The sequence below is a fragment of the Flavobacterium sp. CS20 genome (assembly GCF_018080005.1).
Taxonomy (GTDB): Bacteria; Bacteroidota; Bacteroidia; order Flavobacteriales; family Flavobacteriaceae; genus Psychroflexus.
Window position 1 is genome coordinate 2,346,244 of the sequence record NZ_CP073015.1, and the last position, 17,546, is coordinate 2,363,789.

The following is a 17,546-nucleotide window of genomic DNA, read 5'->3' on the forward strand; positions in this document are numbered from 1 at the left end:
CTTTTTGTTAGTTGTTGTAATAGAGTTTCTTATAAACATTCTTAATTTTAGGGTTTAGATAAACTTAATGTAGTTTTTCTAGTTAATTAAATAAAAAAACAAATGCCAGATTTAGTTAAAGTCAATTATAAACAGACAGGAAAGAGTAAAAAAACCAATGCGCTAGGAATGCGAGAAATGCAAGAAAGAGCATTTGAAGCAAGAACAGCACAGTATTTACTGATTAAAGCTCCTCCTGCATCAGGTAAATCTAGGGCATTAATGTTTATTGGCTTAGATAAACTGCGTAACCAAGATATAAAAAAATTAATTGTAGCAGTGCCTGAACGTTCTATTGGCAGTTCTTTCGCTCCAACAGAGTTAAAAAAATACGGTTTTTTTGAAGATTGGAATCCTAATCCTAAATACAACCTTTGTACGCCTGGCGGTGAAAAGTCTAAAGTAGATGCCTTCATTAACTTTATGAATAGTAAGGAAGAAATTCTTATTTGCACACACGCTACACTGCGTTTTGCATTTGATGCTATTGATGAAAAACAGTTTAATGACACCTTAATTGCTATAGATGAATTTCATCACGTATCTGCCGAAGGCACCAATAGATTAGGAAGTGTTTTAAGCTCTATTATGGCTAAGTCAACTGCTCATATAGTTGCAATGACAGGTTCTTATTTTAGAGGCGATAGTATTCCTATTCTTTTACCCGAAGTAGAAGCGCAGTTCATTAAAGTTAAATACGATTATTACGAACAGCTGAATGGTTATGAGTATTTAAAATCTTTAGGAATAGGTTATCATTTTTACCAAAGAAAATATACAACTGCCATTCACGAGGTTCTAGATGAAAATAAAAAAACCATTATTCATATTCCTAGTGTAAATTCTGGTGAATCCACTAAAGAAAAATATGAAGAGGTAGGCAAAATAATAGACACGCTAGGTGAAATAGAATACCAAGATTCAGAAACAGGGGTTATTTACGTTAAATCGCATAAAACAGGAAATCTTATTAAAGTAGCTGATTTAGTAAATGATGACCAAAAATCAAGAGATAAAATTCAAAACTATTTACGCAATGTAAATGCTCCAGAAGATATTGATATCATTATTGCTTTAGGGATGGCAAAAGAAGGGTTTGATTGGCCATATTGCGAACAAGCCTTAACGGTAGGTTATAGGGGTTCATTAACAGAGATTATTCAAATCATCGGCAGGGCTACAAGAGATAGCGACAATAAAACACACGCTCAATTCACCAATTTAATCGCTCAACCCGATGCCCAAGATGATGAGGTAAAACTTTCAGTCAATAATATGCTAAAAGCAATTACCGCTTCTTTATTAATGGAGCAGGTGTTAGCGCCTAATTTTAAATTTAAAGCGAAATACCCTGAAGAAGAAGATAATGAATATGAAGTAGATCGTGAAGATGGAACACAGGCAAATGAAGAGGAAAACACTATACACATCAGAGGTTTTAAAGAACCTTCAACAGCAAGAGTAGAGCAAATTATCGAATCAGACTTAAACGATTTAAAAGCAAAAATTTTGCAAGATAATGATATGCTCAAAGCAATGCCGAGTGAGACTTTGGAGCCAGAGGTGATCAATCAAGTGTTAATACCTAAAATTATTAAAGAAACCTATCCTGAACTTTCAGATGATGAGGTAGAAGAAGTAAGGCAACATATTGTTGTAGACTCAGTTATTAAAAACGGAAGTATAGAAGAACAAGGAGATAGAAGGTTTATCAAAATGGCAGATACCTTTGTGAATATAGATGAAATACACATAGATTTAATAGATAGTGTAAACCCGTTTCAAAAAGCATTTGAAATATTATCCAAATCAGTAACAGCACCTGTTTTAAGAACTATTCAGGAAACTATAGATGCGTCTAGAATTAAAATGACGGAACAGGAAGCTATTATCTTGTGGCCCAAAATAAAAGCCTGGGTGCAAAAAACAGGAAAAAATCCCGATATTAAATCGTTAGAGCCAAAAGAAAAAAGAATGGCAGAAGCAGTTATTTTCTTAAAAGAACTAAAGCGTAAACAAAAACAAAATGTCTAAAGATAAGTTAAGCATAGAAGATATTTTTGAAGATGACGATTTAGGTATTTTAAAAGAGACTTCAAAGCAGTCGAACGTAAAATCTACAGATCAACGTTTAATAGAATCTTTTGAAGAAATCAATGCTTTTGTAGATGAAAAAGAAAGAGAACCAGAACAAGGTAATGGTATTTCAGAAATGCGTTTGTATTTACGCTTAAAAGGCTTTAGAGAAAATGATAAAAAGAAATTTGCATTAAAAGATGTTGATAGGCATAATTTATTGTTTGAGCCTAAAAAAGTTGAATCTGTAGCCGATATTTTAGAAGATGATGATTTCGGTTTGTTAGCAGATGATGAAGAAGGTACAAGTATTTTTGATTTTAAACATACCCCAAAAGATAAAAAAGAAACCGATTTTGTAGCGCAACGTAAAGCAATGTCAGATGCAGTATTTGAAAAGTATGACAAGCAATTTAAAAAAGTACACCAAGAAATTAAGTTAGGTTTACGTAGTTTAAAATCCTTTAAAAATGCAGAAAAAAACTTAAAAGAAGGTAAATACTACATTCTTGATGGGGTTTTATTATTCTTAGAAGTAGGTGATATTTCTGAAGCAGTTAGAGAATTAGGTGACAGAGTTAGAAAAGATGTACGAACAAGAACTGTTTTTGATAATGGTACATATAGTAATATGCTTTATAGGTCTTTAGCAAAACAATTATATAATAATGGTAAAGTAGTAACAGATTTAGAAAAAGACAGCGAGAAAGAGCTATTTACAAATGTAGAACAGTTAGAAGAAGACGATAAAGAATCAGGCTGGATTTACGTGCTAAAATCTAAATCAACCCATCCAGAAATAAGTAAACTTAATAATTTATATAAAATAGGTTTCTCTACAGTACCCGTTCAAAAAAGAGTGATTAATGCTAGAAATGAAGCGACCTATCTCAATGCAGAAGTAGAAGTAGTAGCAACATTTAAATGTGTAAATGTAAACACACAAAAGTTTGAAAATTTAATCCACCGCTTTTTTAGTCAAGCACAATTACAAATAGATATTTACGATAAAAATAAAAACAGAATAACCCCAAGAGAATGGTTTGTAGTTCCTTATCCAATAATAGAAAGAGCAATAGGTTTATTTAATACTGGTGAAATTATCAACTATCACTACGATTTTCAAAATGAAAAAATTACCAAAAACGATTAATGACTATAATTTTTTACGACAATAAAACTTGAGAATGAAATTAAAACTTTTAATAATAACTATATTTTTCTGTAATTCAGTTTATTCACAGATTTCAAAAGATTCACTCTTTAAAAGAGACATTGAAATTTTAGTGGAAGAAATGGAATTTATGTATGGTTATGACCAAACAATGCGAGAATACACAGTATATAAAACTTTTGATAAGTCAGAAACAAACAGAATCGAAAGTCTTTCTGATAGTTTGAGAATTCAAGAAATGAAAAAAAGAAAGTTTGTATCTGACAGTATAAGAGATTTAATTTATAGAAAATATATTAATCCAATGGATGCTGAGCATACTGAAAGAATGATAGAAATAACTAAAAAGTATGGTTTCCCTAGTACAGAAAGAATTAAGAAATATTACGACAAAGAATTTGTTGATCCAGAGTTTAACCCACTAATAATTTTTATTCATTCACCAAAAAAATACTGGAGTGAGCTAAAAGAATTAATGTTGGAAGAATATGAAAATGGAATAATTAATCAGTGCCAATATGGATATGCGCTTTGGCAATTTACCGGCAGAAAAAACCTTCAACCTATGCTTAATAATGGATTTAAAATGGTTAAAGAAAATGGTAAAACTAGATTGAAATCAACCTGTGAATAGAAACCTTAAAGAGAAGGAATTGATTTAGGAAAAAAATGTCTTAAAAGGAGTAAATTAGCCAGTATTGAAAGTTAAGTGAATTCAACTAAATAATCGATGAATTTCAATTCCCCAAGCAAATAAGTATAATTTCCATTTCATTTCATTTATACCTATTTTGCTTTCCGCAGAGTAAAAGCTATAATACTTTCATTGCATTACAGTATTACAGCCCTTACTTTTTGCCATTGCGCTTTTTTAAATCCGTTTTCATAAGTGTTTGAATTGCAAGATAGAATATAGCGTGGGCAGGTAATATGGTGTGTCTCGGCACCTCTGTTTTGTTCCGGAAAAACATATCTACAAGGGCATTTCACCTCAAATCCAACTTAATTAAAAGTTCAAATCCTCAGAGATTAGAAGAAAATAATTCATCCAAAACCCTTGTATATAACAAAAATATGACCCATTCGCCTTCCGTCCTCAGGCGCATTGGACCATATTTTCTTGTTTTCCTTCACAGACACGCCAGTGCCTCGCCACCCGCTGTTCCCTTGTGCCCTAAAACCCAATAAGGTCGCCAAAGGCGTAACAATATTTAGGGCACAAACACAGCTGCATAAAGTGCGAGCCTGCGAATCGTGCCTACACTAGCAAAACATAGCTTGAACTAAAACAAAACACGTTCCGTACATAAGTTGCGATCTCAATTCCATTTCATAACACAATGAAAGCCAAACAAAACGCTATCCACCAAATAAACCTCTCGGTGTTACCGCAACCCATGCCGGAACAGATATGGAGAGCTGCCATGTTTACCATGACAAAAGCACAGTTTCATAAAAACCTATCAAAAACACCAACCCACAACCACCAAACAACCCACACCATAGCCAAAATGCCAGCCCTCCCAAAAGGACAAGCTATGTTTGCTGTGCGTATTACGTTGTGCTATGCTTGCATACACAAAGACCCCATAGCACATAGGCACTCAACTCGCAGACGGCTCGCGCGTCTAGATTACCTGCCCGGGTACAAGCTTATCGGTAGCTCAGCCAACGTTTTCACAAAATGCGGCGTCAGAAACCTGTCTCCAAAACAACCTCATCTCAAATAAATCACTCCAGTAAACCTTTCAAAAATAAACACCGAAAACAGAAAATTGTTACCTAGTTAAGATTCAGTTCAACAGTCTAAAATCAAATAAATGTGAAATAAAAACAACAATTAATTGAACCTACATTTGTCATAAATAACATACGAATAATAAAATTTCTATTTATCAGTTAAACTAAAAAGTATAGCTAATTTCTAGAATAACGAAATATTACCTAAAGTCTTTTTTCTGCTAAATGACTTATCAAAACAAAACTTTAAAAATCAAGGAAGCAGCGCAGGGCGTAAGATAAAAATCTGTTTGAGACCGATGATAATCGGTTGAGTTATTTTTTATCTGTGGCGGGGGATTCCGTAGAATTTTTAAGGGTTATTTTGTTAGTCTAGACTTTTTTTGGTTCTTTTTTTCGGCAATGGAAAAAAAAGAACATGAAATGAAAATTTAAACTCCCAGTGCCTTACATAAGTTGCGATTTACTTTTGACTTCAATCATCATAGCGTTAGCAGATTGAACAAACCACCATTGAAAATCACAACTTATCGCAACCCATGACGGCACCCAAAAAGCAAGAGCTACAAAGTTTGGTCTGTTCGATTTGTATAGAATACAAACACTTCAGTTAGCCAGAAATTAAGAACACAACACAACTTCACACCAGACCAAATTGCCAGCACTTGCAAAAGCGTCAAACCAAAAAATCTAATCAAAAAAAAAGACAGAGCATTGAGCATAGCAGAAATGAAAATTTGAAATGAAAAATGTGAAATCTCAAAATTTGAAATAATAAAGTTTTATATCAAAAAAATAAATAAGAAGGCAAATATATCAGCCTTTGCGCCAGCCATTGCCCGCACAGCCGTAAAGCTCAAGCCCAAGGGTTTTTTAAAAAAAATGCCCTTGAACTTGCTAAAATATCACGCACTATTTTGATGTTTTTGCTTCCCAAAAAACAATCAAAAATCCACTCCATTTTTATTTAAAAAAAGCTTGACTGCTTCCCAAAAGGCTGATGCTGGGTGCCTTTCTTTTTTCTTTTTTTCTTTTTCGTTTGAAAAAAAAATTGTGAGCGAAGCGAATAAACATAATTTTTAAATCCATAATTATGTTTAAATCAAATGTTTACCAATTAAAAGTTTACTCAGGCGTCAAAACTGACGACAAGCCATGTTTTTACATCCTAAACAAAGGATTGAATGCTGGTCGCCCATCGGTCTTAGCTTGCCGAAACTGCTTCATTGTCAAAGCCAAATCTGAAGCTGAAAGAGATGCCATCTACTGGCTTGCTTATGCGGCTTGGCAGACCAAAAAATTCTATCCTCACCTCAAAGGTTCGGTCATCCCTTACCTGGTCACAGCCGATGCCAAAATGGTGCTGAACGATTGTCTAAGCCAATTGAATGATTTGAAATTAAAGCAGAAAATCAAAACATTCAAGGCGGTCCAACAGAAAGAAGAATTGCTGAGGTTACAGCTGGAGAAGTTTGGCGAACTCAAAATCGCCATTGCGACTACCATGCTGAAATAATCCAAAAAGCCCTGAATTCAGGGCTTTTTTTAATGAAATGCTTTAAAATTGAACTGAAATCAAAGGATTTGAAACAAGGCTTTAAATGAAGAAAGCCCCGCAAACTTGCGAGGCTTAATAATTAACCAATCTATTATGAAAAACTCATCCTAAAAAGTTTTGCTCTAAAATATACATTTTTAGGGAAACCACAAAAAAAATCCGAAACCCATAATTTGGGTATCGGATTTTGTAATGTTTTAGCGCTTTTTTTTCTTTTTGAATCGTTTGGCAAGGTGCTTCAAAAGCATCGAGGTGATAAAACTCACACTGGCACCAACAATGACCAAAATACAGGTCGAAATAAAATCATCGATATGTATACTGCCCAAAAGACTGAAAAGTGCACCCCCGATAAATCCAGCCTTTTCATGTTGCATCATGGCGATCCTTCTTTCGAATCCTCAGCGCTTTTGCTGTTCTTCAGATTCTGTGACTGATCCTTTGCTGAATCATTTTCATTTTTGGTCACCACTTGACTCACTGCGGAAACAGCCGTGCCAACGGCCAAACCATATCCGGCAATGGTGATCATTGTGGCTGGCAGTGCCACCGGAGCGCTTAAAATGGCGCCTGCCACTGCGGTAATCCCTAAACCTATGTTTCGCAAAGTCTTGAAAAACTTCGGCGTCTCTGATTGGTATCTTTGTTTTAAATTCATCTCTATTATTGTATTTAAATGTTAATTATTTTAACTTTTATCCTTTAACTGTCCTTGCAGTTGAATATGATCTTCAAAATGTGAACTCCTCAGTTCAATTTTGACCTTGTCCTTCGCTTGAAAATGCGGTCTCAGCTTATCCAAAATTCGATCTAAAGCTTTTCTCGATGAATACCCATAACCAACATTGATTAAACTGCTGACAGGAGCAATACAGCCTTCCAGTTCCTTAGATGAATCATTGGCGGGATGAAACAAAATCCAGGATCGACCTGGCACGCCTTCCACCAACAAATGCCATTTGAATTTTTTGGTGTATCTCAATTTCAATTCATACACACCATCTGGAATCGCTGACACATTGACTTGATTCGTTTTCCATGGCAATTCTATTGTAAAACTCATGAACTCATCAAAATAATAGAGAGCACCAACCGTACCTTGTGGAAAATGCCCTCTATACAAGCCAAGCCTAACCTCCATTAGTCATTGTCAATTTTCACGATGCTCAAGGCATTGTAAGCCCCGTTTTTAAGCGGATACATTGTCCCGTTGACTTCTTGGTAGAACTCAACACCAATCACTTGAATCAGTGGCAAAGTTGAAGCCGCAGTCACCGCCGTTGATAATGAAATCGCAACAGTTTCTGAAGAATCCCATGGCAAAATACTGGACTCATCCGAATCAAACACGGAGTTTTCTTCAACGAAATCCAATTCTGCCAGTCCAGTCACAATTTTAAAGTGAGTGGTTCCCCCAGGAGCGTCAACCATGGTCAATGGCACAAATGGATCAACCTCCACATCACCTTCACCAGCCACACGATCTACCGTGTTTTGGAAAGAAGCATAAAGCGTTCGTCCCAACTTCGCTTTCGAATTGAAATCAAAGCCTTGCAAAAGCTCCATATTCCCATCCTGAATAGTTCGAAGTCCACGATCATTCGTCGAATCAGCTTTGATGACTTTCATCAATTGCTTTTGCAAATTCGGAGTCACACGCTTGTCCGTCACATTCTGCAACAACAACCGAATCGAATCTCTCAAGATTTTTCCGCCTTTGCCAGCTCTTCCAAATTCAGAACCATTCTCGCGCGTTCTCTGGAACGCTGGATCATTTTTGATTCTGTTACCGTCCACACCACCTTTTTCTCTCGCAAGGTGGCTATCTGCACTCTTGTAGAAGGAAATATCCCCCAAAGTGCCTTTCAGTTTAATAATACCTGTTTGTCTAGCCATAATTACTATGTTTGACAACAAAGCAAGAGATTAAGCCTATGGTTGACAAGGAACTAAGACGCATCTGCCGTTTATGGCATTGATGTCGCATTTGTCACTCAAATAGCGATTAAAAATGTGTAAAACGCAGTATCTTAGCACTAAACGCCAAACATACGACTTGAAAATACCCAGCTGTGCTAACTAAATGCAGTGGGGATAGTATATGGATAGAGTATAGATAAAGCGTTGTGGTGCTTAAAATGTACCAAATAGGAGTAAATTATAATGAAAGTCAAAAAGCGCATCAAAGTATTTCCAACAGACATCCAGAGGATCACAGGTCTGAGCCTAAGACAATCGCAAAGAATACTCAAGCGATTGAAGGAAATGCATAGCAAAGAAAAAGACCAAATCATCACTACTCACGAACTCGCCGAATACCTCGGCATCAACCTCGAATTAGTCGAAGAATTTATTGAAGATTGAAAGTGAAATATGGTTGAATTTGTTTATATTTAGGGATTGAATATAATTATTTGATAGTAAGGAATAACAAATTCAATTAAATTTTAGGTGTCCAAATTGGGGACAATTTACAGAAAGTTCTTTTAAATATATGGTTATCAGTCGGTTGTGTTTTTGTTAAGAATCCTGCCACGAACCGAACCTCCCTTGTCATTCTGAACGGAGCTTGCGGAGTGAAGAATCTCTCCCCGAACCAAACCTCTCCTGTTATTCCGAGGCAAACGCAGTGACGAGGAATCTCTCCCCGAACTGAACCTCCCTTATCATTCTGAACGGAGCCTGCCGACCCCTTGTCATTCTGAACGGAGCTTGCGGAGTGAAGAATCTCTCAGTGAAATGAAAACCAATACGTGAGAAAGATTCCTCCTGCCGTCGGAATGACATTCCCTTGTCATTCTGAACGTAGCCTGCGGAGTGAAGAATCTCTCAGCGAACCGAACCTCAATACGTGAGAAAGATTCCTCCTGCCGTCGGAATGACAACCTACTTGTCATTCTGAACGGAGCTTGCGGAGTGAAGAATCTCTCAGTGAACCAAACCCCAAAACGTGAAAAAAGATTCCTCTACCAAAGCTTCGGTATCGCAATAACAAACCCCCTTGTCGGTTCGAGTGATTTCTATGGGCTGCAAGCCCGTAGAAATTGTATCGAGAACACACAACAATTTTTAAATTCTCAAAAATTTAAGACATTTATTGCTAATATTATATTTTTAACTCCAGTATAGATCCTCTATAGCTTAAGTATGGCTTAAGTATGGGAAGTGTATTAAAACACTAACAAGATATTGACTCAGCCTCAACAAAAAATGAAACAAAATATTGAATTATCCATAATTCGCTTATAGTCAATACAACCCATGTCATTGGTAGGACTTCTCTCAACAAAAAAAAGTAGAGAAAAGTATATCGAAAATGGGTGTTTATAAACGAAACTAACTCAATTTGGATTAATAGAACTCATGTTGAATTAAACAGTCTAACAAAAAAATTGTATTTTTACCTTTCCAATAAAAAATAAACCATGAGTACAGAAGATAAAGAAAAAGCGACTAAACTAAAGTCGCTTAAACTCACCTTAGACAAATTAGACAAAACCTACGGCAAAGGCACGGTGATGAAAATGAGCGACCAATCGGTAGTCAATGTTGATGCCATTTCATCAGGCTCACTGGGCTTAGATTTGGCTCTTGGTGTTGGTGGTTATCCTCGCGGTCGAGTTGTTGAAATTTACGGACCAGAATCTTCTGGTAAAACCACTTTAACTTTGCACGCCATAGCCGAAGCTCAACAAAAAGGTGGCATTGTCGCTTTTATTGATGCCGAACACGCCTTTGACAGAACCTATGCCGAAAACTTAGGCATTGATATTGATAACTTAATCATATCGCAACCCGACCACGGTGAGCAAGCTCTTGAAATTACAGATAACTTGATTCGCTCTGGTGCAATTGATATTATTGTGATTGACTCCGTTGCCGCATTGACCCCAAAAAGCGAAATAGAAGGCGAAATGGGCGACTCCAAAATGGGTATTCATGCCAGATTGATGTCACAAGCTTTAAGAAAATTAACTTCAAGTATCAGTAAGACCAATTGTACGGTGATTTTTATTAATCAATTACGTGAAAAAATAGGCGTGATGTTTGGCAACCCAGAAACAACAACAGGTGGAAACGCCTTAAAATTCTATTGTTCGGTAAGACTTGATATACGTCGCTCTACACAAATTAAAGACAGCAATAGCGAGGTTAAAGGAAACAAAACCCGTGTCAAAGTCGTTAAAAACAAAGTCGCACCACCATTTAAAGTTGCAGAATTTGATATTATGTACGGCGAAGGTATTTCTAAAGTCGGCGAAATTATAGATATCGGTGTGGATTATGAAATTATCAATAAAGCAGGCTCGTGGTTCAGCTACGGCGACACCAAACTCGGTCAAGGTCGTGATGCTGTAAAAACTTTACTCAAAGAAAACCCAGACTTGATGGACGAACTTGAAGTAAAAATCAAAGAAGCCATAAAAATTGCCAAAAGTAAAGACTAAACGCAACGTTTTTAAATTTATGTATCTTAGAAATAACATGAAACAATTTATTTTAAGTTTGAGTCTAATATCTATACTAACATCTTGTTCAGTTGATAACCCAAGCATAGTAACTGTTCAAAATGCCAATGTTGTAGATATTGTAGCTCCAGATACTCTAAATTATCAACAAACAGAAATCTTTGAAATTACTTATATAAAACCAACAACTTGTCACACTTTTGAAGGTTTTGATGTTTTAGGTGAAGCTCCTGAACTTACGATAAGAACGGAAACAAGATTCGAAGATAATTTCAATTGTGAAGATACACCAACTAATACTGAAACTGTTCAATTTGAATATTTTGTCGATATCCAACAAGACCATGTTTTCAAATTTCTATCAGGGGCTTCAGATAGTGGTCAATTGCAATTTATAACCTTAAATATTCCTGTAAATATCGAATAGTTTTGAAATTAAAAAACCTCATAAAACAATGCCAAAACAAAGAGCTAAAGGCTCAAAAAGCTTTGTATGAGATATACAGTTCAAAATTATTTAGCTTGTGTTTGAAGTATTCAAAAAATTATGCAGAAGCTCAAGACAATCTTCAAGATGCGTTTATAAGCATTTATGAAAACATTCATCAGTTTAAACACAAAGGCTCTTTTGAAGGTTGGATGAAACGCATAGCCATTAATACGGCACTTCAGCGTTATCGCAATCAAAAGGTGTTTTCTTTGAATTATGAAGAAAACCTAATCCAACCCGATAATGATTACACCGAAAACAACATAAGTCTGCAAGAACTTTTAAAATGTATTCAAGAATTGCCTAATCGATACAGAATGGTGTTTAACCTTTACGTGCTTGACGGACATTCACATAAAGAAATTGCAGAAATGATGAATATATCCGAAGGCACATCAAAATCAAATTTAGCCCGCGGAAGACAAATTTTAAAAGATAAAGTCAACAGAATAATCGATAATAAAAACCTGAATAAAACAGCCAAAACTTTATGAGTGATCAGCATAACATAGACCGGTTGTTTCAAGAATCTTTTAAAGATTTTGAAGTCGATGCCCCAAAATCTGCTTGGAGTGGCATTGAAAAACGATTGACTCAAAAGTCTAAAAAACGCGTTGTTCCACTTTGGCTCAAACTCAGTGGTCTTTGCAGCAGTGATTGCCATTTTGATTATAGCTGGTTCGCAGTGGTTTTTTAACCCAACTCAACTCAATAATATTCCTGTCGTAAATTCATCTCAACAAAACACACAAAACAATCAAGAAGACAATACAATCATTACAAGCTCAAATCAAGATAAAAACCCTCTAAATGAGTCAAGTATTTCTAATAAAAACAAGACTATTTCTAATAAACCCAAATCCAGCATAGCTCAAAATACCAACAGTAATTCTTTGTCAAACAAGGCTAACAAAAACATTATCAGCAAAACACAACAAGATGAAAGGAAAAATAAATCTTTAAAAGCCAATAGCACTTCAACTGATGAAGCTTTAGCATATTCAAATTTTTCTTCCAAAGGTTCTATTCAAAAATCTACTACTATTGATGCTTCAACAATTCAAAATCCAATCATTAAAAAAGTGGCATCTCCAAAAAAATCTTTGGTAGAAGTCGCTGAAAACCTCAATAATGAAGATGAATTAAAAATTTCAAACTCAGAAAAAAACGCTTGGTTTATTAAACCACAAATCTCCCCTATTTTTTATGGTAATTTAGGCAGTGGAAGTGCCGTTGACCCCAATTTTGCCCAAAACAACGGTCAAGGCGAAGTCAATATGTCTTACGGTATAAATGTGGCCTATCAAATTAACGATAAAATAAAACTCCGAACTGGTGTTAATCGTGTCAATCTTAACTATACCACAAACGACGTGTTTTTAGTGCCAAACCAAGGCACAGCCAATTTAAACAACGTCAAGACTAACCCCAACTTTACAGCATCGGTTTTGAATAGGCAACAATTGCAAAACCTCTCAACAAACGGTAATTTTAACAGGTCTGAAACTGTGCCGTCTGAACTTCAACAAGAATTAGGTTATATTGAATTTCCTATGGAGATAGAATATAAAGTCTTAGACCGTAAAATCGATATCAATCTCATTGGCGGTGCAAGCACACTTTTGTTAAACAATAACAACCTTGATGTAAAAAACCAAAACGGAACAACTTCATTAGGTGAAGCCAACAATATCAACAATCTAAGTTTTTCAACCAACTTTGCTATCGGTTTAGAATACAACTTCACAGAGCGATTTATGTTTAATTTTGAACCGACTTTCAAATATCAAATCAATACTTTTCAAAGCGGAACAACCGATTTTCAACCCTATTTTTTAGGCGTCTATTCTGGAATTGTATTTAAGTTTTAAACTCGCCCTCGTCATAATATATGTTGTTAGTCGAACTCACGTTAAATTATATACGCATAGCAACCTCTCTTACAGAAAAAGATTTAATTATGAAAATCTAATAATTATAAAGGATAAATTATCGTTTAACGAAAAAGTTGCATATGCAACTTAAATCCAGCTTTGAAATAAAAATTTAAAATGTATTTTTAATTTTTATTTCAAAAATCAGAATTTATATGAGCAAAAACAATATTAAAGTCTCCCCACAACAATTTGATGCTATAGTTGTAGGTACAGGTATATCAGGCGGTTGGGCGGCTAAAGAATTATGTGAAAATGGTTTAAAAACTTTAGTATTAGATCGCGGTAGAAATATAGAACATATCACAGACTACAAAACCGCTCATATGGATCCTTGGGACTTTCCTAACGGTATAGCAACAACGCGAAAAACAAAAGAAAGAAAATTTAAACAACACCGAACAGGCTATACGACTCAAGAACCTCACCAACATTTTTTTGTTGATGATATCAAACATCCTTACAACGAAAAGAGACGATTTGACTGGATTCGCGGTTATCACGTAGGTGGCCGATCTTTGGTTTGGGGTCGGCAAAGCTATCGTTTAAGCGATATAGATTTTGAAGCCAACAAAAAGGAAAACATTGGCATAGATTGGCCTGTGCGATACAAAGATATTGAACCTTGGTATGATAAAGTTGAAGAATTTATTGGCATTAGTGGCGAAAATTTAGGATTAAAGCAGTTGCCAGACCAAAAACTGCTCAAGCCTATGAATTTGAATTGTGTAGAACAACATTTAAAGAAAAAAATAAAAGAAAGCTTTGATGATGGTCGATTGCTAACTATTGGTAGAGTTGCACATATCACCGAAGGCACAAAACCTGGAGCTGGACGAACCACGTGTCAATATCGAGACCGATGTATGCGTGGTTGCCCCTATGGTGCTTATTTTAGTAGCAATGCATCAACCTTACCAACAGCAGAAGCAACAGGTAATATGACGTTAAGACCACACTCTATTGTCTATGAAGTTGTTTATGATGAACTTACTCAAAAAGCTTCTGGTGTGAGAATTATAGATGCACAAACTCATGAAAAAATTGAGTATAAAGCCAAAGTTATCTTCCTTTGTGCTTCTGCAATGGCTTCTAATTCTATTTTACTTCAATCAAAATCAAAACGATTTCCAAACGGTTTAGGTAACGATAATGATTTGGTTGGTCGAAACCTTATGGATCATCATTTTTGGGTTGGTGCTACGGCAATTGCTGATGGGTTTGATGATAAATACTACAAAGGACGCCGTGCTAATGGAGTTTTTATTCCACGGTTTAGAAATATTGGGGGCAAAACCAACTCCAAAGATTTTGTTCGTGGTTACAACTACCAAGGCGGTGCTACACGATCAAATATTTCTGAAATGGTAGCCGAACTAAAATATGGACCTAAACTGAAAGAGGTAATTCTCAAACCAGGTGAGTGGAAGATAGATCTCATTGGTTTTGGAGAAACTTTACCTAATCATAATAACAGGTTATTTATGAATTATGATAAAAAAGACGAATGGGGCTTGCCTACTATAACTTTCGATGCTGATTTTGGAGAAAACGAACTGGCTATGCGAAAAGACATGAAAGACCAAGCCGTCAAAATGCTGAAAGCTGCTGGTTTTAAAAATGTAAAAGGCTATGATGTTAAAGAAAACAGAGCAATGGGCTTAGGTATTCATGAAATGGGTGGTGCACAAATGGGACGTGACCCAAAAACATCTGTCCTCAATGCCTACAATCAAGTGCATACTTGTAAAAACGTTTATGTTACCGACGGTGCATTTATGACCTCATCAGGAAGCCAAAACCCTTCGTTGACCTATATGGCTTTTACAGCAAGAGCGACCAATCATGCGGCTAAACAACTTAAAAAGAATTCAATTTAAAGAACCTATTACTCATGAATCGTAGAGAAGTTTTAAAACGTATAGGTATTGCATCAGCGACCGTGGTTGCTACACCAACAGTGTTGAGTATATTAAATAGTTGTACTACAGAACCTCAACTGTGGACACCAAAATTCTTAAGCATTCCACAAGGACAATTTCTCACAAAAATAGTCAATGTGTTTTTACCTAAAACCGATTTACCATCTGCTACAGAATTAAATGTCCCAGAGTTTATTGACCGTTATATAAATGAAGTGTTTAAAATTAAAGACCAGCAACGCTTTAAACTGGCTTTTGACAAAGTGTTATTAAAATTTGAAGATGAATCAAAAAAAGAAATCAATAAAATTGATGCTAAAGATATTCAATTGTTTTTAGATCAACATTTAAAAGTAAAAGGAGAAACAGACACAGAAAGAGAGAACAACCCTGACTTTAAAGGCTTAACCACTTCTGAATGCTTAGACGTCTTGAAAAACTTTAGTATATTAGCCTATTTAACAACCGAAAAAATTGGAGAAGAAGTCTTAGCCTATGACCCTATTCCAGGAACTTATTATTGTGGCAACTTACAAGAATTAACACAAGGCAAATCTTGGTCTTTAGAGTATTCTAATTTTCCTTACACTGATTTGAAATAAACGAAAATTTTAAGAATTGTGAAAAAATTTATTAAAACCTTAAAATGGATTCTTGTCAGCATATTAATTTTAGTCGTAGGACTTTATATTTTAGGTTACGGCTATATATTTAAAGGGATTCAAGTGGTTTATCTCACTGGGCACACCACAGCTTTTATAGATGATTATCCTTATTTTGACAACCGCACTATAGAAACATCAACACCACAACCGTGGAAATTGTCTGACCAATACAATTCGGTTTCTGCATCTAAAAAACTTGAAGAAATCAATGATGAACTAGGAACTGTAGCTTTTCTTATCATAAAAGACGGAAAAATTTGGTATGAAAACTACGCTGAAAACTATAGCAAAACTTCAAAAACCAATTCTTTTTCTGTAGCTAAAAGCTTTACAGTCAGCCTTCTTTTTAAAGCCATTCAAGAGGGTTACATTACAAGTATAGATCAACCCATAACAGATTTCTTTCCAGAATTTAAAGGCAAATTTGCTTCACAATGCACAGTTGGCGATTTGGCTTCAATGTCAAGCGGTTTGAATTGGAATGAGCAATATTACAGTCCATTTTCTATGACGGCAAAGTCCTATTATGACAATAACATCAGAACATTGATAAAAAGCTTAGCTATTGAAGACCAACCAGGTCAATCTTTTAAATATTTAAGCGGGAATACGCAACTTCTCGGAATGATTATAGAAAAAGCAACTCATAAATCTTTATCTGAATATTTGAGCCAAAGTTTTTGGCGTCCACTTGGCATGAATGACTTTGGTTTATGGCAACTCGATAGTGCAGAAAGCGGTATGGAAAAAAGCTATTGTTGCATTGCAACAAACGCTAGAAATTTTGCAAAGCTGGGTCAGCTTTATTTACAAAATGGGTGGTGGAATGGTCAGCAACTTATAGAAGATAAATTTGTAAAAAAAGCAACTCATCCAAGGTTTGAAGAGTCTCCTCAGTATGGTTATGGTTTTTGGTTGAGTGATTATAAAGACAAACACATTTTTGCAATGCGAGGAATTTTAGGCCAATACGTGATAGGCATTCCTAAAGATGATTTGCTTATCGTTCGATTAGGTCACCATAGAAGTCCAAATAGAATCAACTATTTTCCTAAAGATTTTTATGTTTATATAGATGAAGCATATGGGATGTTAGCCTCAGAATTTACAGACAGCACATTTTCTTTTATCAAATAAGAGAAAGTTTAGAGTTAATACGTTAAACACCGCTTTGAAAAAACCCGACGGATAAAATTTAAAAAGGTATTAATCAACAAGGTTTTATTATTAAATGCTGTGAACAACCCAAAACATTGTCTTTAACTGCAGGTGAGTTAGATTTATGGAAAGCTGTAAATCAGATGATTACATCTTTTTGTGAGCAAATTTTGCCATTTCGAACGAAGAATGAGGAGAAATCTCATCCTACTGAGATGTCTCATCACTCATGCTTCGCTCTGTCAACATGACAAATGATTAAATATCTGTATTTTATATGAATATATTTTATTGGAATTTATATCGAATTCACGCTAACTG

At 35.3% G+C, this 17,546-nt stretch carries 16 protein-coding genes; 12 read left to right on the top strand and 4 right to left on the bottom strand.

Going from position 1 to position 17,546, the window contains the following annotated elements; genetic code table 11:
- Positions 1 to 102: 102 nt before the first annotated feature.
- From IGB25_RS11125 to IGB25_RS11140, 4 genes are all read left to right on the top strand, one after another.
- Positions 103 to 2,073 (top strand): DEAD/DEAH box helicase, encoded by a 1,971-nt coding sequence (locus tag IGB25_RS11125; RefSeq protein WP_127844274.1) that lies wholly within the window; start codon positions 103 to 105, stop codon positions 2,071 to 2,073.
- Complete coding sequence (locus tag IGB25_RS11130; protein ID WP_211065058.1) at positions 2,066 to 3,268, top strand: GIY-YIG nuclease family protein; 1,203 nt, start codon at positions 2,066 to 2,068, stop codon at positions 3,266 to 3,268. Before IGB25_RS11125 ends, IGB25_RS11130 begins: the two co-directional genes overlap by 8 nt.
- A 34-nt stretch (positions 3,269 to 3,302) precedes the next feature.
- Entirely contained in the window at positions 3,303 to 3,923 is a 621-nt protein-coding gene (locus tag IGB25_RS11135) for a hypothetical protein (protein ID WP_211065059.1), read from the top strand.
- Positions 3,924 to 6,122: 2,199 nt separating this feature from the next.
- Positions 6,123 to 6,545, top strand: coding sequence for a hypothetical protein (locus tag IGB25_RS11140; protein WP_211065060.1), 423 nt, complete (start codon positions 6,123 to 6,125; stop codon positions 6,543 to 6,545).
- 239 nt (positions 6,546 to 6,784) lie between these two features.
- Here IGB25_RS11140 and IGB25_RS11145 read toward each other — a convergent pair whose 3' ends face one another.
- Genes IGB25_RS11145 through IGB25_RS11160 form a run of 4 tightly spaced genes read right to left on the bottom strand, consistent with a single transcriptional unit; the run spans position 6,785 to position 8,483 of the window.
- The gene (locus IGB25_RS11145) at positions 6,785 to 6,967 is read right to left on the bottom strand and encodes a hypothetical protein (protein WP_211065061.1); all 183 of its coding nucleotides are present in this window, start codon (positions 6,965 to 6,967) and stop codon (positions 6,785 to 6,787) included.
- Complete coding sequence (locus tag IGB25_RS11150; RefSeq protein ID WP_247653502.1) at positions 6,964 to 7,245, bottom strand: hypothetical protein; 282 nt, start codon at positions 7,243 to 7,245, stop codon at positions 6,964 to 6,966. Before IGB25_RS11150 ends, IGB25_RS11145 begins: the two co-directional genes overlap by 4 nt.
- A 30-nt stretch (positions 7,246 to 7,275) precedes the next feature.
- Positions 7,276 to 7,728, bottom strand: a complete 453-nt coding sequence (locus IGB25_RS11155) for a DUF5675 family protein (protein WP_211065062.1) — start codon at positions 7,726 to 7,728, stop codon at positions 7,276 to 7,278.
- The gene (locus IGB25_RS11160) at positions 7,728 to 8,483 is read right to left on the bottom strand and encodes a hypothetical protein (protein ID WP_211065063.1); all 756 of its coding nucleotides are present in this window, start codon (positions 8,481 to 8,483) and stop codon (positions 7,728 to 7,730) included. Before IGB25_RS11160 ends, IGB25_RS11155 begins: the two co-directional genes overlap by 1 nt.
- Before the next feature lie 1,529 nt (positions 8,484 to 10,012).
- Between IGB25_RS11160 and recA the strand changes: the two genes are divergently transcribed.
- The 8 genes from recA to IGB25_RS11200 all read left to right on the top strand — a co-directional run bounded on the left by recA (position 10,013) and on the right by IGB25_RS11200 (position 17,204).
- The gene (gene recA / locus IGB25_RS11165; protein ID WP_211065064.1) at positions 10,013 to 11,035 is read left to right on the top strand and encodes a recombinase RecA; all 1,023 of its coding nucleotides are present in this window, start codon (positions 10,013 to 10,015) and stop codon (positions 11,033 to 11,035) included.
- A 37-nt stretch (positions 11,036 to 11,072) separates the two neighbouring features.
- Positions 11,073 to 11,483: a hypothetical protein gene (locus tag IGB25_RS11170; RefSeq protein WP_211065065.1), complete on the top strand. Its 411-nt coding sequence runs from the start codon at positions 11,073 to 11,075 to the stop codon at positions 11,481 to 11,483.
- A 2-nt stretch (positions 11,484 to 11,485) separates the two neighbouring features.
- On the top strand, positions 11,486 to 12,040 hold the full coding sequence (locus IGB25_RS11175) for an RNA polymerase sigma factor (protein WP_211065066.1): 555 nt from the start codon (positions 11,486 to 11,488) through the stop codon (positions 12,038 to 12,040).
- A complete protein-coding gene (locus tag IGB25_RS11180) occupies positions 12,037 to 12,243 on the top strand; it encodes a hypothetical protein (RefSeq protein WP_211065067.1) in 207 nt (68 codons plus the stop codon). Before IGB25_RS11175 ends, IGB25_RS11180 begins: the two co-directional genes overlap by 4 nt.
- Complete coding sequence (locus tag IGB25_RS11185) at positions 12,185 to 13,417, top strand: hypothetical protein (RefSeq protein ID WP_211065068.1); 1,233 nt, start codon at positions 12,185 to 12,187, stop codon at positions 13,415 to 13,417. The genes IGB25_RS11180 and IGB25_RS11185 overlap by 59 nt, the downstream gene beginning before the upstream one ends.
- A gap of 218 nt (positions 13,418 to 13,635) precedes the next feature.
- Complete coding sequence (locus IGB25_RS11190) at positions 13,636 to 15,360, top strand: GMC oxidoreductase (RefSeq protein WP_211065069.1); 1,725 nt, start codon at positions 13,636 to 13,638, stop codon at positions 15,358 to 15,360.
- Positions 15,361 to 15,374: 14 nt separating this feature from the next.
- Positions 15,375 to 16,004: a gluconate 2-dehydrogenase subunit 3 family protein gene (locus IGB25_RS11195; RefSeq protein WP_211065070.1), complete on the top strand. Its 630-nt coding sequence runs from the start codon at positions 15,375 to 15,377 to the stop codon at positions 16,002 to 16,004.
- A gap of 18 nt (positions 16,005 to 16,022) precedes the next feature.
- On the top strand, positions 16,023 to 17,204 hold the full coding sequence (locus tag IGB25_RS11200; RefSeq protein ID WP_211065071.1) for a serine hydrolase: 1,182 nt from the start codon (positions 16,023 to 16,025) through the stop codon (positions 17,202 to 17,204).
- The last annotated feature ends 342 nt before the right edge of the window (positions 17,205 to 17,546 follow it).